This window comes from Citrobacter sp. R-1.5.2, assembly GCF_035064245.1.
Classification (GTDB): Bacteria; Pseudomonadota; Gammaproteobacteria; order Enterobacterales; family Enterobacteriaceae; genus Citrobacter.
In genome coordinates, this window is record NZ_JASEYC010000013.1 from 31,347 (window position 1) to 57,769 (window position 26,423).

Here is a 26,423-nt window from a genome sequence, read left to right on the forward strand (position 1 = left end):
TTCCTTAAAGATAGATGTAGAAAAACTGAAACTATGAGCTATCAAGCGCGGCTTATTTCGCCGCGCGTAACTTTCCGTCCGGATCCCCGCCGAGGGTAAACAAGTTGCCCTGGTCTTCCTGTAGGATGGTGAGCTTCCCGCCTTTGTTAACCCACATAGGGGTTTCGGTTGTGTCCTCTTCGGAGGCTTTACCACGCGGTGTCGGGGTGCTGTAGTTCAGCTTGTGCTTGATCTTGACGCGCTTCTCTTCAACGGAATTACCCATGCGCTCAAAATCAAATGTGAGGACTACTTTGCCTTTGTTGCCGTTGTTCAGAACGCCAAGCGCGGTGGTATTAAGTGCTGCCGCGATTTTGTTCATGAACACGCCGGCATCCAGTTCGCCAAGAAAATCTGGCACTACGGTCATGCGGTCATTACTCATGGTTTTACCCTCGTTAAGGCGGCTGCCACCGCCGAACTTTCTCCATACACAACAGAGAAGGGCACCTGCATTGGTCGGCGGCTTGCAGAGACCGCTTTCTTTTTGCCCGGGTGGATTGGGTTATGAGCCCGTCGCCCGGTGATGCCCTTTTCTGTTGTGTGTCGGGCTTCCACCGACTCCCATCTGTTTTTAAAGGCGCTCAGATATCGTCTGGCCTGTGCTGGTCTTTCCCTGCCGTCAGCGTTCTACTTCACGCCGTCACTGCCGTCGAGGGAGCTGGCATCTCTCCGTTTATACAGTTGAACGTCTGCCGCTGTTGTCGGTGCTGGTACCGCCACTGTCCAGGACATTTATAAGGACCGTCTCCAAGTGGTAACTCTTCCAGTCCCGGTAAGAATCCTGCGAGATGCTTACCATGACCGGCTGATATTCCCTGAAAAAGGCTGGCGGTTACCGGACAAATGGGAAAACACCGGGCCGCCAGAACAGGGAGTTACTTGTTATTGCTTTGGCCTGCTTTTAACCACATCAGGCGCGGTGGTATCTTGGTGTTCTCACACAACCAAGAGGGATGTTTATGGGCGCTTTTGATAACCAGGAAATTACGTTACCCGCATGCCCTAAGTGCGGCGCTAAGACGAAGAAGAAAATCGCTTGGCTCAAGTCGAACAAAAGTTTCACTTGTCGATGTGGAGCCACTATCAATGTCAACAGCAGCCAGCTTACTTCCGAAATCAGGAAGGTTGAGGACAAGCTGAAGAAGCTCTTTAAATAGTTTTTTATCGACTGATATTATTTCGTTATCAGGGGTTGGTTTTTCAGCCTCTGATTTTTTAGTCAGGATCATTTTTTCTACACATGTGACTACGCATTCCGAACAGATAGCAGGTTCGTCCTTACCACCTTTTGCGACGATCTTCATCGCTACCAGTTCGGTTGCTCCACAAAATGAGCATGTGAATAAATGATTCATGTAAACCTCTGCCCCTAACCTTAGTTTTCTGTCAGCGAATCATCCGGTTATTCATATGCCACCGGCGGCTACTTCGTGGGCGTCCTGCCTGTTCGCTGTTTCGTATAGGTACATTATGTACCTTGAGGGTACATTGTCAAGGATAAAAAAACCTGCCGAAGCAGGTTTGTGATGATGGGTTAAGGCTTATGCCTGTGCCGTCGTGGTTTTCCTGAGAAAACAACGGTGCCAATAATCGAGCAATTACCATTGATCCTAATATATGGCTCTGGCCAGTTGGCGTTTAAAGCTTTAAGAAACTTTTCGCCACTATCTTCTATTAATCGTTTAAACGTCGTTTCGCCAGAATCATGCATTAAAGCAATAACATCATCGCCATGAGAAGCTGCAACCTCTGGATCTACAAAAATCATATCGCCAGGACGATACTCATCGATCATTGAATCACCAATGACGCGTAAGATATAAGTCATTGGCCCGCACGGAACGGGACAAGGATATGTTTCTACACTACTCAAATCTACCTCTGCATAACCAGCATCCGTCCATGCTCCGGCTTGCACCCAGGATATAACCGGGACCATCGTAATTGATCTATTAACGTCTGAAACGTCGGGTGATTTAGCAATGTTGGTAGTTTGATGTTCGGTATCTAGCCAACCTTGAGGCAAGTCAAAACATTTTTCGATATGCCTTGCCATAGCGTCACCAATACCTTTGGTGGCACCTTCACCCATAAACCGGCTGGTTTGTGTAGGTTCACGATCGATCATGTTAGCGAAGTAGCTATTACCCCCAACACCATCTCTCAATTTTCGGGCGTTTAATCGCCTGATTTCCTGGATAGTTTTCATCAGTAAATTAAACAATGTGTACCTCTATGGTACAAGTACCTTGTGGGTTCATTTCTTTCGTGTAATATGTACATAGGAGGTACATATTATGAAAGAGTATTGGGACTCTTTAACTAAAGAGCAGCAAGGCGAATTAGCTGGAAGCGTAGGTTCCACGCCTGGCTACCTGCGTTTAGTTTTCAATGGCTACAAAAAGGCAGGTTTTTCCTTGGCTAAAAAACTGGAGGAAACAACTGCTGGGATTATCAGCAAATCTGATCTTCGTCCTGACATTTACCCTAAACAGTAGCAGACGAGTTGATTTTTATAACCACAGAATTAAGGGGTTAACCGTGGGTAACGAACCTATTTGGAAAGTTGAACGTCAGCCAATCTGGCTGGTGGTAGCGATTAAAAAGACGATTACCGATCTGCCTGGTGGCTACGCCGAAGCGGCGGAATGGTTGGGGGTAACAGAGAACGCACTGTTTAACCGCCTCCGCGTAGATGGTGATCAGATCTTCCCTATGGGGTGGGCGATGGTTTTACAGAAAGCAGCCGGTGTTAGCTACATAGCTGACGCGTTTTCTCGTCAAACAGATAACGGGATCCATATCCCGGGCGCGGCACCAGAAACAGAGAACGAAGAGATTGGCTTAAAGCTGGCTGAGCTGGTGGGAAGGCTTGGTGACCTGGTTAACGCATATCGTCGATACATCGATGATGGTGTGGTTGATAAAGGGGAGTGGGACAGTCTGAACGAAATCGCCTACCAGTTCCGGGTAACGCTTATGACGTTTCTGAACCTGATTTCACGAGTCTATTGCCTTCCAGAAAAGAGTGACGCCCGCGAGTGTGCAGCTCCGGGCGCCTTGGCGAACAACTCTTCGAGTATGGAGAAATAATCCGCATGAGCAGTTTAACGGCTTTTAACCGTCTACCGCAACTCAGGATGATCCCAGTTTCGGGTACTCCGTTATTTCGGTATGAACGCAGATTATCAAACCGCCGGGTTCCGTGTAACCACAGTAGGGCGGTTTCAATTGTGGGGGTCTACAACCGGAGGGCGAAACGCCTGTGCGCGAACTTAACCGAAGGTTCAAAGATCACCGCGGAGTGCCAGTCCGTGTTATCCGCTGGGAGCCAGAAACACAGCGCGTTATCTATCTGCGTGATGGCTACCCGCACGAATGCTTTAGCCCACTTGAGCATTTCAGGCAAAAGTTCAGGGAGATAACGGACGATCATGAGCACTAAATTAACCGGCTACGTATGGGATGGTTGCGCGGCGTCGGGCATGAAATTGTCTAGTGTCGCGATCATGGCACGCCTCGCTGATTTCAGCAGCGATGAGGGCGTGTGCTGGCCGTCCATTGAAACTATTGCTCGCCAGCTTGGCGCAGGGCCGAGCACGATCAGAACGGCAATCGCAAAGCTTGAAAAAGATGGCTGGCTCACGCGTACACAGCGCCGTAATGGTAACCGTAATGCGTCGAACGTGTACCGCCTGAATGTGGCGAAACTTCAGGCTGCCGCATTTTCTCAACTGTCAGATTCTGACACGTCAAAATCTGACGCATCAAAATTTGACGCCTCAAAAACTGACCCGTCGAAATCTGGCAAAAACGGCGGTTTTGACCCGTCAGAATCTGGCGGGGATCCGTCAGTAAAATCAAAACAAGATCCACAAGTAACTTCAAAACCCTCTTGTCCGGTTGCGGCGCAACCAGACCCTGAAGTCGTGATTACTGATCAGGCAATTTTGGTTCTGACCCATTTGAACCAGATCAGCGGATCCCGGTATCAGAAATCAAAAACATCCCTGGAGAACATCCGTGCCCGACTGCGTGAGGGATACAGCGTTGCAGACCTGCAACTGGTTATCGACCTGAAGCATGAGCACTGGCACGAGAACGACGAGCAGTACCAGTACATGCGCCCGGAAACGCTGTTCGGCCCGAAGAAATTCGAGAGCTATCTGCAAAGCGCTACCCGCTGGGAGCAGAAGGGACGGCCTAAACGCGCTGACTGGGGCGCGAAAAAGCGCGATGTGATGGCTTTTGGTCCGGTTGAAACAACGATTCCAGAGGGGTTCAGAGGATGACGTTAAACAAATATTGCCAGGCGCTGGCGGCACTACGTAGCAAACCAGCCCACGAACTGAAAGAAGTTGGCGATCAGTGGCGGACGCCGGATCTGCTTTTTTGGGGGATCAACGCGCTATTTGGTCCATTAGTTCTGGACTTGTTTGCTGACGACGACAACGCGAAGTGCCCGGCATGGTACACCGCAGAAGATAACGCGCTGACGCAGGACTGGTCTGAACGTCTGGCAGAACTGGGTGGCGCTGGCTATGGCAACCCACCGTATAGCCGTTCGCAGTATCACGAGAAACAGGCGATCACTGGTATGACGCACATCATGAAATACGCAGCAGCCCAGCGCGAGAAGGGCGGTCGCTATGTATTCCTGATAAAAGCCGCGCCGAGTGAAACGTGGTGGCCGGAAGATGCCGATCACATTGTATTCATTCGCGGGCGCATTGGGTTCGATCTGCCTGTGTGGTTTGTACCTGCTGACGAAAAACAGAAACCCACCAGCGCGTTTTTTGCCGGTGCTATAGCTGTCTTCGATAAGTCATGGCGTGGTGAGCGGTTCAGCTATATCAACCGCACAGAACTGGAGGCAAAAGGTCGTGCGTTTATGACTTTGGCGCAATTTGCTGCCAGCAAGTCTCAACCTGCAACTGCCACACCATCTGTAGCTGACAAGCCAGAAGCAGAGTTGCCACTTACCCAGAAAGATATTTTTGATATCAGCGGTGTCGAGGCGTGGGCATGTGTTAGAGCTGCGTTCGGCGATAAAGAAGAATACACATTCAGTGAATCGAAGTTTGGGCATACCTGGGCGGCGGATTCTGTCGAAGCACCGGAATTCACTCAGGTATCACCATTAACGATCGACAAAGCGAAGCTGCTTATTCGTGAGAGTATTTTGTTCGGTGTGGATGAGTGGCTGTTGTCGATTCAATTCGATGACGCTGCTGCGCGCCTGGATATGTCGGAACGTATTCGCACTGTTGCCCTTGAAGCATCCGGTGAATATGGCATGAACAGTGCTGATTTCATTGCAGCTATGGGAAGCCTGGATGTTTCCAGTTGGTCCAATATTCGCCACATCCGCATGCACATCCGTGAGAAAGCTAAACTAGTGGCGGATCCGCTTCCCGAGTCCCGTATCTGGCCGTTGGAGGTTGGAATTGTATTCGACCAGGTTGATGGCGCTGACATGCTGAATGAATCACAGCAGAACAAACTGAAAGCCAATATCAATCAACTCTGGCTGGAGCGGACGGCCACCAGCGAAATCATTACTGCAGCTTCTGAACTTGTTCGCAGTATGAGGGGAGAGGCCGCGTGAAACTGATCCTGCCTTTTCCTCCGAGCGTGAACACTTACTGGCGGGCCCCTAACAAGGGGCCGCTGGCCGGTCGTCACCTCATTAGCGCTGATGGCCGTAAATACCAGAGCGCTGCCTGCGTGGCGATCATTGAGCAATTACGACGTCTCCCGAAGCCATCGACTGAACTGGCAGCGGTAGAAATCACTCTGTACCCGCCGGATGCGCGCCGCCGGGATATCGATAATTACAACAAAGCCCTGTTTGACGCGCTGACGCATGCGGGTGTCTGGGAAGACGACAGCCAGATTAAGCGCATGCTGGTGGAATGGGGACCCGTTGTGCCGAAAGGTCGGGTAGAGATAACGATCAGCAGATATGAACCGGCGGGTGCAGCCGCCTGATATGGAGAAAAGTATGAGCCAGTTAGCAACAACAGCATTAACCATGTCCAGCAGCGATATTGCTGAGCTGGTGGAATCACGACATGACCATGTTAAACGGTCCATTGAACGCCTGGCAGAGCGCGGTGTTATTGAACTCCCCCCAATGGGGGAAGTTAAAAATCACCTCAATCAGTCGGTATCGGTTTATCTGATAGGGAAGCGGGACAGTTATATCGTTGTCGCGCAGCTGTCGCCGGAGTTTACCGCGCGTCTGGTTGATCGCTGGCAGGAGCTTGAGCAGGCACAGCAGCAGACGATTCCTCAATCATTCTCTGAAGCCCTACGTCTTGCAGCTGATCTTGCAGAACAAAAACAGCAGTTGACTAACGAACTTGCTGCCGCGGCGCCGAAGGTAGAGTTTGTTGATCGGTACTGTACAGCCAGTGGGTCAATGTCATTCCGCCAGGTGGCAAAACTGCTTAAGGCCAAAGAGCCCGATCTGCGGTTATTCCTCCTTGAGAACGACATCATGTATCGCCTTGGCGGAACGATGACCCCACGGCATCAGCATATTGATGCGGGCCGTTTTGAAGTGAAAACCGGCACATCCGTAACCTCAAATCATGCATTCAGCCAGGCACGTTTCACGGCGAAAGGCGTGCGCTGGATTGGTGGGCTGTGGGCAGAACACATTGCCAGGGGGCAGGTCGCGTGAGAGCTCTGCTTACCCCCGAGATCGCCCATCGTATGGGGATTGTGCTGTTCCGTCCCGGTGCGGAACTGATGCACCTCTTCATGCGTGGTCGCGTTCTGCTCGAGCCTGAACCAGAAGAAATGGCGTCATTCAGTACCGGGGCTGTTCCGGCAGCCATTCAGCCGCTGGCTGATGATCCGGTAATGCGTCAGGTCTTCGAGAATGAGAGGGTTATTCAGCGTGCCGGTGGGATTTCTTCCCTTGAGCAATGGTTGAGTAATCGGTTTGAATGCCAGTGGCCACATTCAACGTGGCACGACAAGAACTTCACAACAATGCGGCACCCACCAGGAAGTATTCGCCTGTGCTGGCATTGCGATCACACTTTGTCGGGGCAGCATACCGAACAGCTTGCAGGTATAGCGGCAGGAAACCTGGTATCCTGGATTCTGGAAGTCATTCGGCGTGATTCTGGTTTTCCCGAGTCGCATATCCTGACGCTTCCGGAACTGTGCTGGTGGATGGTCAGAAACGACCTGGCTGATGTTATTCCGGAAAGCGTTGCGCACAAGGGGCTACGCCTTCCGGATGAGAAGATCCGCTCGGTCATGAGGGAAAGCGACATTGTGCCTTCCGCTTCTGCAGCCAGCCTCGTGCAGGAGAAGGCGAAGAAGATCCTCACGCTCTCTGTTGATCCGGAGTCTCCGGAATCTTTCATGCTCAGGCCAAAGCGACGCCGCTGGATAAATGAGACTTACACCCGCTGGGTAAAAACACAACCCTGTGAGTGTTGCCGACGGCCAGCAGATGATCCGCACCATATCGTAGGGCACGGTATGGGTGGTACAGCAACAAAAGCCCATGACCTCTTCGTGATCCCTCTGTGCAGAGAGTGCCACGACGAGTTACACGCCGATGTACCAGCATTCGAGCAGAAGCATGGTACGCAGCTTGAGCTGCTACTGCGTTTTATGGATCGGGCGCTGGCGATCGGCGTAATTGCGAAAGCTTAAGTGTATGGAGAAAAGTGATGCGTGATATTCAAATGTTACTCGAAAGATGGGGCGGGTGGGCTGCCAGTGATAGTTCTGGCGTGGACTATTCTCCTATAGCTGCAGGATTTAAAGGGCTGTTGCCGCAAATAGGTAGCTCCCGACCGTCTTGTACTGACGATGATGCGCTGATCATCGAAGGGTGCCTGGCGCGATTGAAAAACCGAAAACCATATGAGCATTCACTTCTTGTTGCCCACTACCTATACGGAATATCTAAGAGGAAGATTGCGAAAGCGCGTAAAAAAGATGAGAAATTGATACGCATCGAGATACAGATGGCAGAAGGATTTATAGACGGATGTTTGGCTATGCTTGATATTCGACTTGACATGGATGATTGATTGTTAAAATCAAGACTGCCGGTTAGCCTTGAGGCCCGGCAGTATCTGGTAGTTGGCTCGAACGTGATGAGGCTTCAAGGATAGAGTCGCTGCCAATAGAAACGAGTATTTCAATTGTCTTGGCCTTTGCCTGCATCAGCCTGGCTTCAATTTCAGGGGTTAAATGCTCTGAGCTTAGCTGTTTTTCGATCTCAGCTAAATCTCGTTTACACTTCGCTCGTTTAGCTGCATCTTCTGGTGATTCAAACCCATGCCTAGAAATGAACCAATTCATCACGTAGGTAAGGACAGCAGCAACACCAGGCACAAGGGCATAAGCAACCGTCCTCCACACGCTGTTGGGGTCTGTAAGAACTGCACCAACTAAAACGCTGAGTATTGCTCCCCAACCACCAGTGGAAAGTGTCGCTTTTCCAGTACTTAAACCTTTACTTTGAGAACTCATTTTGGTTTTGAATTCTCCGAAATAGCCTCATCAATAAGGCTGGTAAGCATTTTGCCGTTTTTTCTTGGCACCTTAACTATGAGTGTTTTAGTTGTACCAGTATCTTCATCGTGATACCGGAACTCAAAGGTCCTGGTAGGAAACAATCGACGCCATAGCAAAGCAGATGCCGAATAGCAGAAACGACTAAAGGTAGGAATGATCATAATCACTCCTATCCAGAAGATCAGTTGCGCTATCTGCAAGTTTAATGCCACGTTAATCAAGCCTCAGCAGGGCGTTTTCGCTTAACTTTGGTTATAGCATACTTGGTTGAAGCATTACGTGCAGTGAAAGTTTTTGTTGTTTTGAGGTCAACGACAAACAAATCTTCTTTGGTGAAACTAACGATCCCATTTTGGACTTGATGTATAAAAAGTTGATCCTCAAACGAAACTGCATGTTCCTCTCCGAGGTACTCAATCCTCCAACCTTTTGTTCCTTCAAAGTTTATTTGGACGAATCTTACGTTTACTTCTTCCACTGATTCTTCTTTTTCCAGCAAAGTGCCCCTGGGAAGTGGTTTTATTTCCTCAGTTTCTTCACCTTCCAGGCGGACGACTTCGATACCGTCTTCATTCAGAACTTTGAACACTGCGCCTTCTTTCCCGTCTAAAGGTGCGCGCACAACGTTCACTAAAGCATTCCTAATTTCTGGATCAGTCACTAGCTTTGCTACAGAATCATGACAAACAATCTCTTCACCTTCGAGCTCAAGAACGGATTGGTTTGTACCTGCTCGTTTCGTGATGGAAATGACTTTCTTACTTCCCAACTGTCGAATTAACGATAATGCAGGTGCACCAATTGCTGCGCCGGCTAACCCTGTCAATCCGATCACTTTCGCAACATTGATTGCATGTGGGACAAGTTCCATCATCGTATAGGATACGCCGAGAGAGCCAGCCTCAGCCGGGTTTGTCACCATCAACTTCACAGTTTGTTGACCGTCGTTAAGCCGTTTATCGGCGGCTGAAATTAAATCAGCCATAGAACCTATGGAAATGCTAAGTGTTTTTGCATCAATTTTATGCTGTGCCAATTCAGTGTCTTCTGCATCATAGAAGATCTGAAAAGAAGTAGTATTGGTCACTATTTGCTCGCTATGGTTTGATTTTTTTCCATAAAATACCTGTTTTAATAATAAAAAACATTATTGCGGTCCGCAAAAAGTAATGTAACGTGTTAAGAGTGGTCACTTAGACGCGAACTTAAATATTTCAGAACCTCGCCAATCGGCGGGGTTTTTTCATTTCAGGTCCAGGCTAAAAACTGCAGATTAACCGTGACCGCATGAGCTTGCGGCCTGAACCCTTTCCCCTCGTTTCTGAGAGGATTCACAGCAATTGAGGGGGACCGATGTCCGAACCAATAACCGGCACAGGCTTAGCTGGTGGCGCTTTAACTGGGGCGAGTATTTACGGACTGCTAACCGGAACGGATTATGGCGTTGTGTTCGGTGCATTTGCTGGTTCTGTTTTCTACATAGCATCAGCTGCTGATTTGAGCACTTCACGCCGATTGGCATATTTCATAGTGTCATATATTGCCGGAATGCTCTGCGCTGGATTAGTTGGGGCTAAATTGTCAGCCCTTACGGGATATAGCGATAAACCGCTGGATGCTATCGGTGCCGTAATTGTTTCTGCTTTAGCCGTCAAAATCCTGACGTTCCTGAATAATCAGGATATCGGCTCGCTGGTGGCGCTGATAACGCGCCGGGGAGGTTCAGGTGGTACTAAATGACCCATCGGCAACAATTAATGCGCTGCTTTGCGCTGGGGTAGTGCTGACCCTGATGTTTTACCGTCGCGGCGATTCGCGACATCGACCGTGGATATCTCGCTTAGCCTGGTTGCTTACGGTCATTTATAGCGCCGTACCGCTGGCGTATCTGTGCGGTATCTACCCTTATTCATCTTGGGCCACTATCGGGGCCAACATTATTTTCTTGTCTGTGCTTGTCGCCGTCAGAGGCAACGTAGCGCGGCTGGTTAATCATCTGAGGCAATAATGAACCAATCACAATTTCAGCAGGCGGCTGGTATCAGCGCCGGGCTTTCTGCACGCTGGTTTCCGCACATTGATGCGGCAATGAAAGAGTTTGGAATCACAGCAGTTAACGATCAGGCCATGTTCATTGCGCAAGTTGGGCATGAATCTGCTGGTTTTACCTCGCTGGTCGAGAGCTTCAACTACTCGGTAGACGGGCTAAAGAAAACCTTTGGTAAGCGCCTGACGCCGTACCAGTGCGAAATGCTGGGGCGTGTCGATGGTAAACAGGTCGCTCACCAACCACAAATAGCCGATCTGGTTTACGGTGACCGTATGGGGAATAACAGCCAGGGTGACGGCTGGAAATATCGCGGTCGTGGCCTGCTTCAAATCACTGGTCGTGAGAATTACACCAAATGCGGTACAGCGCTGAAGCTTGACCTTGTCAGTACTCCGGAACTATTGACGCAAGAGCGACACGCGGCACGTTCAGCGGCATGGTACTTCACGTTACGCGGCTGTCTCCTCTATTCGGGGGATGTGGAACGCGTCACGCAGATTATTAACGGTGGTCAGAACGGCATTAACGACCGCCGTGAACGTTACGCTAAAGCAAAATCCGTACTGGTGTGAGGTCGCGATGGGACTTGAAATGATTCTGGGCCTCGCAGTTGCGGTGCTTGCTGCAATTGCAGGTGCATTTGGTATTGGTAAATCGCGCGGTACCAATCAGGCAGAAGCCAAAGCAGATAAGCAACGCACTGAAGAACGAGCAGCAGCTACAGAAGCGGTAGCCGAACGCCGGGTGGAAGTAACGAAAGAGGCCAGCAATGTACAGCAGACTGTTAACCATATGCCTGATGATGCCGTTGATTGTGAGCTGCGAAACGACTGGACTCGCCCCGGTAGTCGTTGATACTGCCTGTGACTGGGTAAAGCCAATCTACCTGACTGATAACGATATCGGCGTTATGGATCGCCAGACGAAGAAAGACATCCTGGCGCATAACAAAGCTTGGCAGGCGAACTGCCAGAAAGAAACCAGAGCCTCGCAATAGCGGGGCTTTTTAATGCGCATCGCACGCGCACATCAAAGAAAGTCTTTCAGCTGTGAGCCTGGGCAAACCGTTAACTTTCGGCGGATTTGCCGTGCGACAGGCTCACGCCTAAAAGGGAAATATCATGCAATTAGGCAAAAAATCGAAAACTGGGTTGAGAGTGTTTATTCGTACCCATGGGAATTTCATCGTTGCCAATAGACGGGGAATACCACGCATTGTTGTAGGGGCTATTGACGAAACCCAAAACACCTTGCGTAGCGGCAGTCCTTCTACGTTCAAACAATTCAGCTCACGCCAAAAGGAAATGAATAATGGGTGAAAAAATCATTGCTTATGCCCTCGACACAGCTTTGGCTCGACATTATGAGCAGCTTGGCAATACAGAACGTGAAAAAGCGGCGGTGGTATTTATGGACGGTCGCTGGGTTGCTATCCGCGGGGATTTTACTCCTGACGAAATTCGCGATGCTCTAGAGTTCATCAAGCGCACCAGACTGACGGAGTCACTCGGAAAGGCGCTCGCCGATTCATCACCATTTTCCGTGAAGGACGGGCAGGTATTTATTAAAGATGCCTTTATTGATAATGGCATGGTGTCTGCGGAATACAGTGTAAAAATGCATATCAGTATTGAAGAAAACGATAAGGCAAATTCCTCTTTTGAAGAGGCCGTCCGCAAAGCCGTTCAGAAAGAATGTCAGCCCGGCGGTCTAATCTGGCATCAGCGCGGCCGCTGACAGGAGAGTTCATGCAGGTCACTATTGATGGTGTCCCATACGCTCCCGCCAGCGTCGTTTCATCACGGATCGGCATTGCCATTTCGACGCATCAGCGTGCAGACGTTTTAAAACGAGCACTCGAACAGCACATGAGGCATCTTCCCTCCGGCGCGCTGATGGTGGTGGTCGATGATGGTTCAAAACCTGCAGCGGTAGTTCCCGACGGCGTGCAACTGCTTCGCCATGAAACATCACTTGGCATTGTTGCTTCGAAGAACGCGAGCTTAGCCGCGTTGATGGACGCCGGATGTGAGCATCTCTTTCTCTGGGATGACGATGCATATCCGATCGCCGATAACTGGCACCTGCCATACATCGAATCACCAGAGCCGCACCTTGCTTACCAGTTTCTCGATCTGACTGGCCGCAATAAGCTGAATGACATTGCGGTGCTTTACCGTGACGATCAGCATATTGTGTATACCGGGCAGCGTGGCGTGATGTTGTATTACCACCGCAGCGCCATCGAGAAGGTAGGCGGTTTCGATCCGGTTTATGGTCGTGGCATGTACGAGCACAGCGACCTTGCCATACGTATCCATAACGCCGGACTGACCACGTGGGCTTACGCCGATATTGTTGGTTCTGAAAAGCTGATTTACTCGCTTGATGAGCATGAAGCGGTGGAGCGTTCGGTACCGAGGCCCGACCGCCAGGCGCTGGTGGAAACATAAATAAAGGAAACATTAATGAAAAAACATAAAGCTAAAAATAAATTATGTCGACCAAAGCGCCAGCCCAATAAACCTGTGGGCTGGCATATTAATTTAGTTGGCGAGGCTCTATTTAAATGAACTGATTGAATTCCTTGGCTGAATCATTCAGCTCGTATTCTTTCAGATTGTTGATAATGGCCTCTCTGCGCTCTGGTGGAAGTTGAGCCATCAGGAAGCCTACAACGCATTTAAGCTGACCAACCTCTTTATTGAGGTCATCAATGGTTTTGGCATTGCATTCCACCTGTAGCCTGAAATTATTCTTAATCATATTGATTCCTTATCCAGAGGTAATCAGCCATCCCTCTGCGCTGAGTGCGCCAGTGTCCCACCACTGACGGGCTGAATCCCCACTTTAGCCAGGGATAAAGGAAAGCAACACCCTGATATGCAAACAGTGGCTGCCATCGTGCGGCTTTTTTATTGGAGATTTGCTGGTGGCTGAAGACATTAAGTTTGTGGTGGTCTGCCATCATGCCCGCATAGGTCATGCCCAACGTCTCGCTGCGCAGTTGGATGCTCATCTGCTGGTAGATGATGCCAATCACGGTGCGAACTGGAATCACCGGCGCGCTATCGAATGGGCTGGTGGGCAATCTTGCCGGGTAGTTGTGCTGGAAGACGACGCGCTGCCGGTGCATGGGTTCACTGAGAAGGTTGCTGACTGGCTGGTGCGCTTCCCTTGCGACATGCTGAGTTTTTATCTGGGTACCGGGCGCCCACCGCAATACCAAATGCAGATTGCTGAACGCCTGATTAATGCGGACAAGGTGAGGTCTGACTTCATCATGCTACCGCGGTTGATACATGGTGTGTGCTACAGCATTCCGCCTCAAAGCATCAGCCGTGTGCTATCTCAATGGGACAGTAGTAAGCCTGCCGATTATGCAGTGGGTGATGCTTATGGTAGTTCCGTTGTCTACCCGTGCTGGTCTTTGGTTGATCATACAGATGGTGATCCGGTGGAGCACCACCCCGACAGCGAACCACGTACAGAACGCCGTCGGGCTTGGAGGCTTTCGCTATGAGTAAAGAGCCTCGCATCTACGGTAGCCGGTGGGATAAGGCCAGGCTTTCATTTCTGCGTAGCCATCCATTATGTGTAATGTGCAGTGAGCAGGGTAGGACGATAGCCGCGACAGTGGTTGACCACATCAAGCCGCATAAGCTAAAGGATGCTATCAGGTCGGGTGTTCAGACTGAGATTGCTAAAGCTCAAGTGCTCTTCTGGGATAAAAATAACTGGCAATCACTGTGCAAACAGCACCACGACTCAACCAAGCAGAGGATGGAGAAGAGTGGCACGGTCATCGGCTGTGACGTTAACGGCTACCCTCTTGACCCTAACTCCCACTGGAAGTAAATGAGAAAATATCTCATCTTTCGCGCTGTAGCATGGGTAGGGGGGAGGGTGAAACTCTACCCCTCTCGCACCAAATGACCGCGCATGTCCTTTCAATTTAACGCTAACCCGATTTTTTCCGATTTATCAGGTGATAAAAATGGCAGACAAACGAACCCGCTCCGACAGTTCGGCGGCGGCGCTTCAGGCCATGAAAAATGCTACAGAGGATACTATCCAACCTCCGGCGCATGCGGGTCTGGAGAAAAAAGCCGAACCTTTCTGGCATGACAATATCAGATCAAAAGCGCTGGACAGTTGGACGCCAGCAGACCTGCTTGCCGCTGCTGAACTGGCAAATAATCAGCTCTATATCACCGTTTTACGCAAAGATTTACGGAAGGAAGAACGCGTGCGCGGTGAAGAACGTAACGAGCAACTCATCAAGGATTTGCGAAAACAGATTGTAGAGTTGCAGCGAACTATTCTGGCCCAGCGTCGCGATCTGCAAATCCACTCGCATGCGACTAACGGTGAGAGCCGTGACCAGAAGAAACGCAATGAAAATGACCGGAATGCACGTGGTACGGTTAGCCAAAACTCGGGAGAGGATGACAATCTGATCGCCTTCCCAAAACACGGATAGGGAATCAATGACGCGTGGTGAAAAGGTTATCGCGTTCATTGAACGCTACTGCATTGTTCCGGAAGGCAAGCTTATCGGGAAACCGATGAGGCTGGATGAGTTCCAGAAGTTATTTCTCCTGGCTATGTATGACAACCCGGTAGGAACAGATAAAGCCTATCTCAGTATTGCCCGTAAGAACGGTAAAACAGGTTTGATTGCGGGAATACTTCTTGCTCACCTTGTCGGGCCCGAAGCTAAGCAGAACACGCAAATCGTTAGTGGTGCAATGAGCCGGGAACAGGCTGGTATTGTATTCAGCCTCGCCGTAAAAATGATTAACCTGAATCCCGATCTTCAGAGCATCGTTCACATCATCCCAAGTGGTAAAAAGCTGATTGGGTTACCGATGAACGTAGAATTTAAGGCGCTGGCTGCGGAGGGGAAAACTACCCACGGACTTTCGCCGGTACTGGCCATTCTCGATGAGGTGGGGCAAGTCGTTGGGCCACAGAGCGATTTTATCGACGCCATTATCACTGCGCAGGGCGCCCATGAATCCCCATTGCTAATAGCGATAAGTACCCAGGCGGCAAACGATATTGATTTGCTGAGTATCTGGCTTGACGACGCTGAGCGTTCAGGTGACCCGCATATCGTTTCCCATGTTTACCAGGCCCCTAAAGAGGCTGATGTACATGATCGGGAAGCGTGGGCAGCAGCAAACCCGGCTCTGGGCTCCTTCCGTTCACTGAAAGATTTAGAACGCCAGGCTGAAATGGCTGGGCGTATGCCGAGTTTTGAAAATACCTTCCGTAATCTTTGTCTTAATCAGCGTGTTTCGACAGTCTCGCCATTCATCTCTAAAAACGTCTGGGAAAGTGGTAAGGCTCCGGCAATAAACACTCCGAGGAAGTGGTTTGCTGGTCTGGACCTTTCGGCAAGAAATGACCTTACCGCACTGGTGATCGCTGGCGAAGACAGTAAAGGGATATGGGATATCTTCCCGTATTTCTGGACACCGGAAAAAACACTCAGTGATAGAGCTAAAACTGACCGTGTTCCTTATGACGTATGGGTTAAACAGGGCTTCCTGCGAACAACACCGGGATCGTCAGTCGATTATGGTTTTGTGGTTAATGACATAGCAGAAATTCTTAGCGACTTTGATTTGCTTGCATCGATGGCTTTTGACCGCTGGCGCATAGACCTGTTTCGAAAAGAACTGGAGAACATTGGCCTGGCACTACCGCTGGTGGAGTTCGGGCAAGGGTTCAAGGATATGGGGCCAGCAGTGGACACGATTGAATCTCTGTTGTTGAACGGCAGGATCAGGCACGGCATGCACCCTGTTCTGACAATGTGCGCACAGAATGCAGTAGTGGTGAAAGATGCTGCGGGTAATCGCAAGTTGGACAAATCAAAAGCCACTGGTCGTATTGACGGAATGGTCGCTATGACAATGGCTGCTGGGGCTGCAAACGGGGAGGTCGTTATCGCTGGTGGCGACTTTGAAGATTTCTTATTTAAACCGCTGAGCATGTGATGGATGAACCTAAATACAGCATAGATTTACGCACAAACAACGGTATGTGGGCGCGCCTGCAGTCATGGTTTGTTGGTGGTCGGTTGGTTACGCCAGATCAGGGCTCACAAACCGGTCCAGTTTCAGCGCATGGCGCGCTGGGTGACTCGCAGGTAACCGATGAGCGCATTCTGCAAATTTCCACTGTATGGCGTTGCGTTTCGTTGATCTCCACATTAACTGCCACGCTCCCGTTGGATGTCTTTGAGACAGATAATAAGGACAACCGGCTTAAAGTAGGAATGGAAAATCCGTTGGCGCGGTTGCTGCGCTACTCACCTAATCAGTACATGACCGCTCAGGAGTTCCGTGAGTCAATGACGATGCAGCTTTGCTTTTATGGCAATGCGTATGCCTTTATTGAGCGTAATTCTGTTGGTGATGTGATTAACCTTTTACCTCTAATGTCCGCGAATATGGATGTCCGTCTGGAAGGTAAAAAAATTGTTTATCGTTACAAACGAGACAGTGAGTACGTCAACTTTAGCCAGCGAGAAATTTTCCATCTGAAAGGGTTCGGGTTTAATGGCCTTGTTGGTTTATCTCCTATCGCCCACGCGTGTAAATCGGCCGGGGTGGCGGTGGCGATGGAAGACCAGCAGCGTGACTTTTACGCTAACGGGGCTAAATCACCAAAAATACTTTCCGTTGGCGATCGCGTAATGACGAAAGAGCAGCGTGAACAGGTTGAGGAAAACTTCAAGGAGATTGCTGGTGGTCCGGTTAAGAAACGGCTTTGGATACTCGAAGCAAACTTTGCTGCTCATGACATCGGTGTTAGCCCACAGGACGCCGAAACTATGTCTTCACGGAAGTTTCAGGTTAGTGAGTTAGCTCGTTTCTTTGGTGTACCGCCTCACCTGGTCGGTGATGTCGAAAAATCGACGAGCTGGGGTACGGGGATTGAGCAACAAAATCTTGGCTTTCTTCAGTACACCCTTCAGCCCTTCATCTCCCGCTGGGAAAACTGCATTCAGCGTTGGTTACTTAAACCTTCAGAGGTGGGTAAATACCACGCTGAGCATAATCTCGATGGTCTATTACGTGGAGATTCGACTTCCCGAGCGGCATTCATGAAAGCAATGGGTGATGCCGGTCTGCGAACGATTAATGAAATGCGCAGGCTGGATAATATGCCCCGAATTGAGGGCGGTGATGTTGCGATGCGACAGAAACAATATGTGCCCATAACTGTCCTGGGAACTGATAACAAACCTCGCTCCGGCGGGGTTTAGTTTTTTTTAAGGGGGCAACATGCCAGAGATCAAGAAAACGCTCTCTTTTGAAGAGACGGAAATTAAGTTCACCGGAGACGGCACTCAGGGCATTTTTGAAGGCTACGCCTCGGTGTTCGGTAACGTCGATTCTGATGGTGACATCATCCTCCCTGGTGCATTCAAAAGTGCAATCCAACAGCCAAGTCGTAAGGTCGCAATGTTCTTCAATCACCGGGCATGGGAGCTTCCAGTGGGTAAGTGGGATGCACTGGCTGAGGACAGTAAAGGGCTTTTTGTCCGCGGGCAGCTTACCCCCGGTCACAGCGGCGCTAGCGACCTGAAAGCCGCTATGCAACACGGTACCGTCGAGGGTATGTCGGTCGGTTTTTCCGTTACTAAAGACGATTACTCACTCGCTAACGGTGGGGGGCGTATTTTCAAAAACATTACAACACTGCGTGAAATCAGTGTCTGCACTTTCCCAGCGAACGAATTAGCGGGCGTCTCCGCCATGAAGAGTATCGACGGTATAGAAACCATCCGTGATGTTGAAAACTGGCTGAGGGATTCAGTGGGTTTAAGCAAATCACAGGCAGTGGGGCTTATTGCCCGGTTTAAGTCAGCCGTTCGGAGCGAGTCCGAACCTGACGAAACCAAATCAGATATTTCCGCGCTAATCGCGAGTATCAGTTCATTCCCTCAATCATTAGGAAAATAACATGTCCGAATTAGCACAAATTCAGAAGGCGATCGAAGACTCTCAGAAAAACATGCAGCAGCTTTTTGATGCACAAAAAAATGAGATTGAAACTACCGGGAAGGTGTCAAAACAATTGCAGGACGACCTGGCGAAAGTTCAGGAAGAACTCAAAGCAGCCGGTACCCGTTTGTTCGACATGGAGCAGAAATTTGCTTCCGGTGCAGAGAATCTGGATGAGAAGAAATCTTTCTCCGAGCGTGCCGCAGAGGAGCTGACTAAATCCTGGAACGGCAGCAAAGGCCAATTCGAAGCGCAGACCTTCAACAAATCTCTTGGTAGTGATACTGCTTCTGCTGGGAGCCTGATCCAGCCCATGCAAGTGCCGGGTATCATCATGCCAGGTCTGCGCCGCCTGACTATCCGTGACCTGCTCGCTCAGGGGCGTATTTCCAGTAATTCCCTGGAATATGTCCGTGAAGAGCTGTTCACCAACAACGCGGCAAGCGTGGCGGAAAAAGCGCTGAAGCCAGAATCAGATATTACGTTCAGCAAGCAAACTGCGAATGTGAAAACCGTTGCACACTGGATCCAGGCATCGCGTCAGGTTATGGACGATGCGCCAATGCTGCAGTCCTATGTCAATAACCGTCTTATGTATGGTCTTGCGCTGGAAGAAGAACGCCAGTTGCTTAATGGCGATGGCAGCGGGGATGACCTTGAAGGTATCAACCATGTGGCCACAGCCTACGATACTGGTCTGAATGACACAGGAGACACCCGCGCCGATATTATTGCGCATGCGATCTACCAGGTAACTGAATCCGAGTTCAGTGCATCCGGCATTGTCCTCAACCCGCGTGACTGGCACAGCATTGCTCTGCTGAAGGATAACGAAGGCCGTTATATCTTTGGCGGCCCACAGGCGTTCACCACTAACATTATGTGGGGGCTTCCGGTTGTGCCGACCCGTGCACAGGCTCAGGGTACCTTCACTGTTGGCGGTTTTGACATGGCCTCTCAGGTTTGGGATCGCATGGATGCCACAATCGAGGTCAGCCGCGAAGATCGGGATAACTTCGTTAAAAACATGCTCACCATCCTGTGCGAAGAGCGTCTGGCCCTGGCTCACTATCGTCCGAAAGCAATCATCAAGGGTAGCTTCGCTGAATCTGGCAGCTGATGGAGGGGGCGGGTAACCCGCCCTTTAGCCTATGACCATAGATGTACTAAGCATTGTTCCGATCGAAGAGCTCAGGCAGCACGTTGAAATGGATACTGATGACAGAGATGCAGTGATTAAGCGCTACGCGCAGTCGGCGCTCGATTACTGTCTGCGCTGGTGCGATGACCCTCGCTGGAAACAAGCTTCAGATATTCCCTCTCCAGTGGTCTCCGCCATGTTGCTGGTTTTCGGTGATTTGTTCGAACATCGCACCAGCCAGACTGAGGTGCAACTCTATACCAATGTGGCTGCGGAAAATCTTATGTTCTCCTGCCGTAACTGGCGTGGCATTGCAGAACAAGAGGAGGGTTCCTGATGGAGCCAGGCCGCCTCCGGCACCGTGTCCGGATAGAAATAAAAACGGATGAGCGTGACAACTTTGGTCAGCCGATCGGCTGGAAAAGTTTGGGCATTTTTTCTGCTGATATTCGTTCGGTTACGGGGCGGGATTTCATCAGCGGCAACGCTGAGCGTTCAAACGTCACCACGAAAATTTTCATGCGGTACCGGGACGACATCCGAGCCACGGCCACTCGCTTGATCGAGGTGACAAAGAAGGGAGAGGGTCGCATTTTTACCGTGACTGCACCGCTACCCACGCGTGACAGACGCAATATTGAAGTCCTGTGTATGGAGGATTTTACCCGTGTACCCTGAACTTAAAAGCGAAGTTGAAACGCTTCTGGGTGTGAATGTTTATCCTTTGATAGGCCCGCAAACAGAGGGCGAGTTTGTGACGTTACAGTTGATAAGCGATCCGCGTCTGGTCAGCGGAACCATTCGCACCAAACTTGTGGCGACTCGCTATCAATTGAGCTTTATCTCTTCTCTATACAGTCGAACAGAAGAGATGGACAACGCGCTATGGGCGGTCTGGGAAAATGTAGTTCACGGTCATATTGGTGGATACCCCATTCAATATGTTGAGCGGCAGGGCGTGAGGGAGAGTTTCGAACCAGATGACGGTGGGAAATACCGTCGTGCCCGGGATTACATATTCTATTGCCCGGAGAATGCCTCATGATCCGTATGGAAGTTCAGGGGCTGAAAGAGCTGGAACAGCAACTGCTCAGCATGGGGGAAAAGGTTGCTGTAAAAGTTCTCGGTACCGCCGGGAAAGAAGCAATGGAAATTGTCCGCGAGGATATGCAGCAGCACGCCGGATACGACGATACGAGCACTGGCAGCCACATGCGCGACAACATCAAAACCACCTACCAAAACCGGATGAATGACGGTCGATGGCTGACTGCGGTGACAATCCGGGTTGGTCCATCCAAAGCGCACACAATGAAAGCACTGGCGCAGGAATTTGGCACTGTTAAACAGGTTGCCGATCCGTTTATGCGCCCGGCGCTCGATTTCAACCGAGCAAAAGTCCTGCGTATTCTCGCCGTGAGTATTCGCGAGGGGATTGAAAATAATCGTTAACTGAGGAAAAAACATGGCTGATAAAAGCTCACCGGAATACGCAATGCTGCCCGCCGGGACAATCGTTAAATGGGGTGCAACGGGTGAAGACGTGGCAGATTTTCAGTCACTGGTGAATTGTAAGGCGCTCGGGGCTACCGGTGCAACGGGCTCGTTCGTCGACTGCACCACGCTTATCGATACCCAGAAACAATTTCTCTCTGATATGCCAGAGGGACCGGAAAAATCCCTCGGCTTTGTCGATGATCCTTCCAATACCAGCTTTATGGCATTTCTTAATGCCGCACAGGCGCGCCAGACGGTCCAGTTCTATATCAAACTACCAAACGGGCGTACCGCAACAATGATTATGGCGCTCTCTGGCTGGAAGCTGAATGAAATTACCGCGCCAGCAGGTGAAGTGATCCAGATTACCGTGAACGGTAAGCAAAACAATATCGACTGGGGTTATGAAGAACCGGGAAGCTAATTTCTGATGACTTCGTGAGTACTATCGCCGCCTCAGGGCGGCTTTTTTAATGGAGAATTAAATGAAAGACCTGAAATCACGTCTGCTGTCCCCAGAGCGCTCAGCACATTCTTTTACGTTGTTGGGCACTGAGTTGTTTATTCGCCGGTTGTCAGCATTTGAGTTATCGGAATTTGAGGATAAAGCCTCAGAGTTAAACGGTCCTGGTAATACCCGACCGCTGATGATGGCTGCCGCCTCGCTGGTGCTGAATGCGCTGGTGGATGAAAACGGTATTCCCGCGCAGAACTTGCCAGCGCCGGACGAACTCATGAAATCGCATTCTTACGCGTCAATTACGGAGGCTATGACCACAGTGCAACGCCACAGCTACGGTACGCTGGAGGAAGCGAAAAAAAACTGACCAGCTCCCGGTGGTTGTCACTGATTTATGCCATGGCAGACCGCTTTGGGGAGCCTGATGTTCGAAAAATTGCCAGCCTGCCCGCAGAAATCATCCTTCACTGGCAGGCATGGTTTGCGTTAACGGGAAACGCGACAGGTGGTACGCCTCCCGAACCCTCTGTTTCACAACCTTCTCCTGTCATTGACCAACAATGCGCTGACGTAATGAGGATGCTCAATGAGTGATGTTGCGAGCTTGTCGGTTGCCCTGCATCTGAATTCTGCGGCGTTTAAATCCCAGATCACCGATGCGTATCAAAATGCGGGGCAGGCGAGTAAAAAGTTTAATCAACAGGCGACAGCTCAGGCCAATGAGCTGGCGAATGCGATTGGCAAGACGGTGGATGCCGCGAAAAGAATTGGCGTGTCTGGCGCTAATGCGGATCAGTTCTCGGGAGCAACTCGTGGCGCGGGTCAACTGAACTTTGTCCTTCATGAAGTCGCCGCCGGAAGCAATGTTGCCAGTAGCAGCATTATTAACGCGCTTATTCCGGCGGTTCACTCCTTAAAAGGGCAACTGGATGGTTCAGCAGGTAGCTGGAAAAACCAGCAGGAAGCAGCCCGAAGTGCAGCAGCAGATCTGGCGACTGCTGCACAGAACCAGATAGCAGCAGCTCAGGCAGAAAAGCAGGCTGCTCTGGGAAAGGCTGCTATTGCGGAAAAAACTATTGCGGCAGCACAGGCGCAGCGTGAACAGGCCATTGCGCTTGACGAGTATTACGCGAAGCAGGCTGCGGTTAACAAGCAATATGGCCTGAATGTCAGTTATCAGGATGAACATCTTAAAAATGAGCGGGCAATTATTGAGGCGACGCGACTGGAGGCTGGGGGACTAGAGAAACTCAAAGCCGCAAAGGCCTCAGTCACGGCGGCAGAACTCGCTGAGACCGGGGGTAAAGCTGCTCTGGTTGCCTCAACGGAAGCTGCTGCTGTAGCGAATACTCAACTGTCTGTCAGTCAGCGTATAGCTGCAACAAGCAGTCGCGCATTAAGCTCCGCACTGAGTTTGCTGGGCGGGCCTGTAGGTATTGGCCTTACCGTTCTGGCGGCCGGCGGCGCAATGCTTTATAGCGAGTTTAAAAAAGGTGAGGAGCAAACCAAAAAATTAAACTCGGCAATTCTGGATTTAAAAACCTCCTCGCTACTGTCGGCCAATGAACTTAAACGTCTGAATAGTGAACTCGGCGGAACGGAGGTATCCGTTGATGCAGTGGCTGCAACAGCAAAAGCGGGTTTCAGTGGTCAGTTGCTGACGGACGTAGCCACTCTCGCGAATACTTATGCCCAGGCGGGCGGCAGTGCTCAGGAATTAGTTACCCATCTTTCATCACTGCGTGGTGATCCTGTTGCAGCCATGCAGAAACTGACAGCGTCAGGTGTGGTGCTTAGCGATTCAATCATCAATCAGGTTCTGGCGCTTAATCAGCGTGGTGAAGCTGCTCAGGCCAGCCAGATTCTCATTGATACGGCGATTCAGGCGGAGAAAGGGCGGCTTTCTGAGCTCGGATACGAAGTTGATGAAACCAGCAAGACCGTAAAAAATCTGGGTAATACATGGGGTACCGCTGGCGAGCAGGCGGTGCTCGCCCTGGGTGGCGCGGTTGATAAAACGCGGGAAGTGAATAATAAGCTGTCTGGCATGGCGGCACAGCTAATGTCCGATATCACCGCTGCAAGCGCTGCTGCGCAGAGTGAACGCCTGAAGAATAGCGCTGGCCTTAAAAGTTATATGGATGCGGGGACGACGGCAGCTGAAAGACGTGCTGAAGCTATCAAGCGACTCAACGGCAGCATCTATAAGTCAGACACCCAGGAATATACCCGCATCCTCAAGGGGATTAATGACGAGTACGATAAAGCCACGAAGAGGGAACAGCCTAAGCAGGCGAAAGTTGAAGGTGAAAGTGAGGGGCAACGCGCGCTGGCGCAGGCGCAGCAACGTCACGCTGTATTGCTTGAAGAGGCCAGCGTAACCACGGGGCTTACGCAATCAGCACAGCAACTGGCAGTCTTTAATGAGAAGATCACCAGTCTGAAAGGGCAGCAACTGACAAAGAGTCAGCAAAGCCTAGTCAGTATGCAGGACCAAATCCGCGCGCAATTACAGTCCAATATTCAGCTTGAGAAAGATGCAGCACTGCGCAAAACCTCGCTGAAGTATCAACAGGAAGCGAAAAAATGGGAGGAAGAAGTTGCAGCAATGCGGCGGGAATCGGCGCAAAGCCTGCAATCGTATACCCAGTCTGATCGCGAGTCTGCAAACGCTGAAGCCCGAATGGCAATCGAGAACCGCTTCAACCAGCGCCGGATAGCGCTTGAGAAGGATTTCAGTGATACCACGTCAGCAGAATACCAGGCCAGACTGGCCGATCTTGATGCTGCTCAGCAACAGGAGTTGCAGATTGTTCAGCAAACACAGCAAGACAAACTTGCTGTTGAGCGCGATTACTCTGCTGGATTCCGGCGCGGAACCCAAAACTGGGTAGACAGTGCGCGTGATGCAAACAGCCAGATGGCGGGTTTCTCATCCAGTCTGTTTGATGGGATGACTGATTCTCTGGCATCTTTTGCAATTACCGGGAAGGGGAACTTCAAAAACTTCACCACTTCTGTCCTCTCTGACCTGGCAAAAATTTCGGCACGTATTGCACTTTCGAGTGCGCTTCAGAGCATTTTCGGCGCGGCAACTTCTGCGTTTGCAGGTGGTGCTTCTGGCGGCAGTACACCATCAGGTGCTTATGACAATGCGGCATCGGATATTAAATTCAACGCCAAAGGCGGCGTATATAACTCTCCTTCGTTAAGTTCTTTCAGCAATAACGTTTACGACTCCCCCCAGCTATTCGCTTTTGCGCAGGGAGCGGGCGTATTTGGCGAGGCAGGCCCGGAGGCCATCATGCCTTTAACCCGGGCATCAGATGGTTCGCTGGGTGTACGTTCCGTCGGGGGAGGTGGTTCCCAGTCCTCTGGTTCTGCCCCTGTGGTGTACATCACCATTGAAGGGGATGGTAATACCGGTACACAAACCACGGCAGGCTGGGAGAAGTTTGGCAAAGAGATTGGCAGCTTTGTGGATCAACGATACCGCAAAATGATTCAGTCTGACCTTCGCCCCGGCGGCGCAATCTGGAACAGCACAAAAGGGAGTCGCTAATGGCGCTTGAAACCTTTACATGGAGCCCTCGTGTCAGTCCCAGCCAGACGGTGACTATGCGGACACGTAAAGCTCAGTTTGGAGACGGCTATACCCAGGTCTCCGGGGATGGAATTAATCCTCGCTCGCAGGAATGGGATATGAATTTCGTCGGTACTGAATCTTATATTCAGGCAATTAAGGCATTTCTGGACAGGCATGAGGGAATACGGTCGTTTCAGTGGAAACCTCCACTTGAGCCACTGGGGCTTTATCGCTGCGAGCAATATAAGCCAACCCCAATGGGGGCCGGTAATTTTTCCCTGACAGCCACATTCACGCAGGCATATAAACCATGAGTTTAAATGAGGATTATCAGAAGCTGGAGCCGGGTAATGATATCCGGCTTTTTTCTGTCGACGGCACCGGTTTTGGTTTGACGGATATCATGTATTTTCATGCCTACAATATCCCTCATACTGAGGCTGAAATACTCAGTGCAGGCGTGGATGAGTCGAAACTTCCGGCAAAATCCATCTGGTGGCAGGGTAATGAATATAGCGCGTGGCCCTGTCAGATAGAAGATATTGAAGCATCAACGGATGGTAGTTCGGCACAGCCTCGACTTTCGGTCGGTAATATCGACTCTTCAATCACCGCATTGTGCCTGGCGTATGATGATTTGCTTCAGGCCAAAGTCACCATCCATGACACACTGGCGCAATATCTTGACGCTAAAAATTTTGCTGGTGGGAACACCTCTGCTGATCCTACACAGGAAAAATTAAAGGTTTATTACATTGATTCGAAAAGCAATGAAACCGACGAGGTGGTGGAGTTTACATTATCCAGCCCGATGGACCTGCAGGGGCTCATGATACCGACCCGCCAGCTTCATTCAGTATGTACGTGGTGTATTCGCGGGAAATATCGCTCAGGCGACGGGTGTGATTACGCTGGAAGCCGATATTTTGACAAGTTCGGTAACGAGGTGAGTGACCCATCGCTGGATGAATGCAGTGGGCTGCTTAGCACTGGATGCAAACCACGTTTTGGTGAAAATGAAGAGTTGCCATTCGGCGGTTTCCCCGGCACGTCTTTGATCAGGAGCTGAT

Annotated in this window: 37 protein-coding genes and 1 pseudogene; 32 read left to right on the top strand and 6 right to left on the bottom strand. The window is 50.5% G+C overall.

What is annotated here, in order from left to right; genetic code table 11:
- Positions 1-52: 52 nt before the first annotated feature.
- The 3 genes from QMN38_RS19810 to QMN38_RS19820 form a co-directional block, all read right to left on the bottom strand.
- Positions 53-424 carry a hypothetical protein gene (locus QMN38_RS19810; protein ID WP_044691226.1) on the bottom strand — a complete coding sequence of 124 codons (372 nt, stop codon included), beginning with the start codon at positions 422-424 and terminating at the stop codon, positions 53-55.
- Between the two features lie 607 nt (positions 425-1,031).
- Positions 1,032-1,397: a ClpX C4-type zinc finger protein gene (locus QMN38_RS19815; RefSeq protein ID WP_044702971.1), complete on the bottom strand. Its 366-nt coding sequence runs from the start codon at positions 1,395-1,397 to the stop codon at positions 1,032-1,034.
- Positions 1,398-1,576: 179 nt separating this feature from the next.
- Positions 1,577-2,251, bottom strand: a complete 675-nt coding sequence (locus QMN38_RS19820) for a LexA family protein (protein WP_053390032.1) — start codon at positions 2,249-2,251, stop codon at positions 1,577-1,579.
- 88 nt (positions 2,252-2,339) lie between these two features.
- Here QMN38_RS19820 and QMN38_RS19825 point away from each other — a divergent pair, with 88 nt between their 5' ends.
- The 9 genes from QMN38_RS19825 to QMN38_RS19865 all read left to right on the top strand — a co-directional run bounded on the left by QMN38_RS19825 (position 2,340) and on the right by QMN38_RS19865 (position 8,105).
- On the top strand, positions 2,340-2,540 hold the full coding sequence (locus QMN38_RS19825; RefSeq protein ID WP_053390031.1) for a helix-turn-helix domain-containing protein: 201 nt from the start codon (positions 2,340-2,342) through the stop codon (positions 2,538-2,540).
- A 43-nt stretch (positions 2,541-2,583) separates the two neighbouring features.
- Positions 2,584-3,135, top strand: coding sequence for a YmfL family putative regulatory protein (locus QMN38_RS19830; RefSeq protein ID WP_053390030.1), 552 nt, complete (start codon positions 2,584-2,586; stop codon positions 3,133-3,135).
- A 172-nt stretch (positions 3,136-3,307) separates the two neighbouring features.
- Positions 3,308-3,487: a DUF4222 domain-containing protein gene (locus QMN38_RS19835; protein ID WP_003034732.1), complete on the top strand. Its 180-nt coding sequence runs from the start codon at positions 3,308-3,310 to the stop codon at positions 3,485-3,487.
- Entirely contained in the window at positions 3,477-4,334 is an 858-nt protein-coding gene (locus QMN38_RS19840; RefSeq protein WP_100194709.1) for a conserved phage C-terminal domain-containing protein, read from the top strand. Before QMN38_RS19835 ends, QMN38_RS19840 begins: the two co-directional genes overlap by 11 nt.
- Positions 4,331-5,650 (top strand): phage N-6-adenine-methyltransferase, encoded by a 1,320-nt coding sequence (locus QMN38_RS19845; RefSeq protein WP_323605736.1) that lies wholly within the window; start codon positions 4,331-4,333, stop codon positions 5,648-5,650. Before QMN38_RS19840 ends, QMN38_RS19845 begins: the two co-directional genes overlap by 4 nt.
- Positions 5,647-6,033 (top strand): RusA family crossover junction endodeoxyribonuclease, encoded by a 387-nt coding sequence (locus tag QMN38_RS19850; protein ID WP_000767088.1) that lies wholly within the window; start codon positions 5,647-5,649, stop codon positions 6,031-6,033. Before QMN38_RS19845 ends, QMN38_RS19850 begins: the two co-directional genes overlap by 4 nt.
- A 13-nt stretch (positions 6,034-6,046) precedes the next feature.
- On the top strand, positions 6,047-6,730 hold the full coding sequence (locus tag QMN38_RS19855; RefSeq protein WP_065944768.1) for a phage antirepressor KilAC domain-containing protein: 684 nt from the start codon (positions 6,047-6,049) through the stop codon (positions 6,728-6,730).
- On the top strand, positions 6,727-7,722 hold the full coding sequence (locus QMN38_RS19860; protein WP_323605738.1) for a DUF968 domain-containing protein: 996 nt from the start codon (positions 6,727-6,729) through the stop codon (positions 7,720-7,722). The genes QMN38_RS19855 and QMN38_RS19860 overlap by 4 nt, the downstream gene beginning before the upstream one ends.
- Positions 7,723-7,739: 17 nt before the next feature.
- A complete protein-coding gene (locus tag QMN38_RS19865; RefSeq protein ID WP_086539062.1) occupies positions 7,740-8,105 on the top strand; it encodes an antiterminator Q family protein in 366 nt (121 codons plus the stop codon).
- Between the two features lie 22 nt (positions 8,106-8,127).
- Here QMN38_RS19865 and QMN38_RS19870 read toward each other — a convergent pair whose 3' ends face one another.
- Positions 8,128-8,550 (bottom strand): hypothetical protein, encoded by a 423-nt coding sequence (locus tag QMN38_RS19870; RefSeq protein ID WP_003826156.1) that lies wholly within the window; start codon positions 8,548-8,550, stop codon positions 8,128-8,130.
- A 262-nt stretch (positions 8,551-8,812) separates the two neighbouring features.
- Complete coding sequence (locus QMN38_RS19875) at positions 8,813-9,682, bottom strand: LAPAL motif-containing putative phage structural protein (RefSeq protein ID WP_061381724.1); 870 nt, start codon at positions 9,680-9,682, stop codon at positions 8,813-8,815.
- A 266-nt stretch (positions 9,683-9,948) separates the two neighbouring features.
- Here QMN38_RS19875 and QMN38_RS19880 point away from each other — a divergent pair, with 266 nt between their 5' ends.
- The 7 genes and pseudogenes from QMN38_RS19880 to QMN38_RS19910 all read left to right on the top strand — a co-directional run.
- On the top strand, positions 9,949-10,335 hold the full coding sequence (locus QMN38_RS19880) for a phage holin family protein (RefSeq protein WP_181500231.1): 387 nt from the start codon (positions 9,949-9,951) through the stop codon (positions 10,333-10,335).
- Positions 10,322-10,603: a phage holin family protein gene (locus tag QMN38_RS19885; RefSeq protein WP_323605741.1), complete on the top strand. Its 282-nt coding sequence runs from the start codon at positions 10,322-10,324 to the stop codon at positions 10,601-10,603. The genes QMN38_RS19880 and QMN38_RS19885 overlap by 14 nt, the downstream gene beginning before the upstream one ends.
- Positions 10,603-11,217, top strand: a complete 615-nt coding sequence (locus QMN38_RS19890; RefSeq protein WP_323605742.1) for a glycoside hydrolase family 19 protein — start codon at positions 10,603-10,605, stop codon at positions 11,215-11,217. Before QMN38_RS19885 ends, QMN38_RS19890 begins: the two co-directional genes overlap by 1 nt.
- A 7-nt stretch (positions 11,218-11,224) precedes the next feature.
- Positions 11,225-11,500, top strand: a complete 276-nt coding sequence (locus tag QMN38_RS19895; protein ID WP_280558469.1) for a hypothetical protein — start codon at positions 11,225-11,227, stop codon at positions 11,498-11,500.
- A gap of 266 nt (positions 11,501-11,766) precedes the next feature.
- Complete coding sequence (locus QMN38_RS19900) at positions 11,767-11,964, top strand: hypothetical protein (RefSeq protein ID WP_323605744.1); 198 nt, start codon at positions 11,767-11,769, stop codon at positions 11,962-11,964.
- On the top strand, positions 11,957-12,382 hold the full coding sequence (locus tag QMN38_RS19905) for a phage tail tip fiber protein (protein WP_323605745.1): 426 nt from the start codon (positions 11,957-11,959) through the stop codon (positions 12,380-12,382). Before QMN38_RS19900 ends, QMN38_RS19905 begins: the two co-directional genes overlap by 8 nt.
- Positions 12,383-12,393: 11 nt before the next feature.
- Positions 12,394-13,092: pseudogene (locus tag QMN38_RS19910) on the top strand (glycosyltransferase family 2 protein); the annotation flags it as partial.
- Positions 13,093-13,210: 118 nt separating this feature from the next.
- Here QMN38_RS19910 and QMN38_RS19915 read toward each other — a convergent pair.
- The gene (locus tag QMN38_RS19915) at positions 13,211-13,411 is read right to left on the bottom strand and encodes a hypothetical protein (RefSeq protein ID WP_323605746.1); all 201 of its coding nucleotides are present in this window, start codon (positions 13,409-13,411) and stop codon (positions 13,211-13,213) included.
- Between the two features lie 163 nt (positions 13,412-13,574).
- Here QMN38_RS19915 and QMN38_RS19920 point away from each other — a divergent pair, with 163 nt between their 5' ends.
- The 16 genes from QMN38_RS19920 to QMN38_RS19995 all read left to right on the top strand — a co-directional run bounded on the left by QMN38_RS19920 (position 13,575) and on the right by QMN38_RS19995 (position 26,422).
- A complete protein-coding gene (locus QMN38_RS19920) occupies positions 13,575-14,168 on the top strand; it encodes a hypothetical protein (protein ID WP_323605832.1) in 594 nt (197 codons plus the stop codon).
- Positions 14,165-14,503, top strand: coding sequence for an HNH endonuclease (locus tag QMN38_RS19925; protein ID WP_323605748.1), 339 nt, complete (start codon positions 14,165-14,167; stop codon positions 14,501-14,503). Before QMN38_RS19920 ends, QMN38_RS19925 begins: the two co-directional genes overlap by 4 nt.
- Positions 14,504-14,642: 139 nt before the next feature.
- Entirely contained in the window at positions 14,643-15,128 is a 486-nt protein-coding gene (locus tag QMN38_RS19930; protein WP_323605750.1) for a terminase, read from the top strand.
- Positions 15,129-15,135: 7 nt separating this feature from the next.
- Positions 15,136-16,653 carry a terminase large subunit gene (locus QMN38_RS19935; RefSeq protein ID WP_323605752.1) on the top strand — a complete coding sequence of 506 codons (1,518 nt, stop codon included), beginning with the start codon at positions 15,136-15,138 and terminating at the stop codon, positions 16,651-16,653.
- Positions 16,653-17,927: a phage portal protein gene (locus QMN38_RS19940; protein WP_323605754.1), complete on the top strand. Its 1,275-nt coding sequence runs from the start codon at positions 16,653-16,655 to the stop codon at positions 17,925-17,927. Before QMN38_RS19935 ends, QMN38_RS19940 begins: the two co-directional genes overlap by 1 nt.
- 19 nt (positions 17,928-17,946) lie before the next feature.
- Positions 17,947-18,627 (top strand): HK97 family phage prohead protease, encoded by a 681-nt coding sequence (locus tag QMN38_RS19945; protein ID WP_323605755.1) that lies wholly within the window; start codon positions 17,947-17,949, stop codon positions 18,625-18,627.
- Between the two features lies 1 nt (position 18,628).
- On the top strand, positions 18,629-19,789 hold the full coding sequence (locus tag QMN38_RS19950) for a phage major capsid protein (protein ID WP_323605757.1): 1,161 nt from the start codon (positions 18,629-18,631) through the stop codon (positions 19,787-19,789).
- Positions 19,790-19,820: 31 nt separating this feature from the next.
- A complete protein-coding gene (locus tag QMN38_RS19955; protein WP_323605759.1) occupies positions 19,821-20,147 on the top strand; it encodes a head-tail connector protein in 327 nt (108 codons plus the stop codon).
- On the top strand, positions 20,147-20,488 hold the full coding sequence (locus tag QMN38_RS19960; protein ID WP_323605761.1) for a phage head closure protein: 342 nt from the start codon (positions 20,147-20,149) through the stop codon (positions 20,486-20,488). The genes QMN38_RS19955 and QMN38_RS19960 overlap by 1 nt, the downstream gene beginning before the upstream one ends.
- Entirely contained in the window at positions 20,478-20,855 is a 378-nt protein-coding gene (locus QMN38_RS19965) for a hypothetical protein (RefSeq protein WP_323605763.1), read from the top strand. The genes QMN38_RS19960 and QMN38_RS19965 overlap by 11 nt, the downstream gene beginning before the upstream one ends.
- Entirely contained in the window at positions 20,852-21,262 is a 411-nt protein-coding gene (locus QMN38_RS19970) for an HK97-gp10 family putative phage morphogenesis protein (RefSeq protein WP_323605765.1), read from the top strand. Before QMN38_RS19965 ends, QMN38_RS19970 begins: the two co-directional genes overlap by 4 nt.
- A gap of 13 nt (positions 21,263-21,275) precedes the next feature.
- Complete coding sequence (locus QMN38_RS19975; protein ID WP_323605767.1) at positions 21,276-21,731, top strand: phage tail tube protein; 456 nt, start codon at positions 21,276-21,278, stop codon at positions 21,729-21,731.
- 61 nt (positions 21,732-21,792) lie between these two features.
- A complete protein-coding gene (locus QMN38_RS19980) occupies positions 21,793-22,134 on the top strand; it encodes a phage tail protein (protein WP_323605769.1) in 342 nt (113 codons plus the stop codon).
- Positions 22,135-22,353: 219 nt separating this feature from the next.
- Positions 22,354-25,329: a phage tail tape measure protein gene (locus QMN38_RS19985; protein ID WP_323605771.1), complete on the top strand. Its 2,976-nt coding sequence runs from the start codon at positions 22,354-22,356 to the stop codon at positions 25,327-25,329.
- Positions 25,329-25,667, top strand: a complete 339-nt coding sequence (locus QMN38_RS19990; protein ID WP_153742632.1) for a phage tail protein — start codon at positions 25,329-25,331, stop codon at positions 25,665-25,667. The genes QMN38_RS19985 and QMN38_RS19990 overlap by 1 nt, the downstream gene beginning before the upstream one ends.
- A complete protein-coding gene (locus tag QMN38_RS19995) occupies positions 25,664-26,422 on the top strand; it encodes a phage minor tail protein L (protein ID WP_323605775.1) in 759 nt (252 codons plus the stop codon). The genes QMN38_RS19990 and QMN38_RS19995 overlap by 4 nt, the downstream gene beginning before the upstream one ends.
- Position 26,423 lies beyond the last annotated feature (1 nt).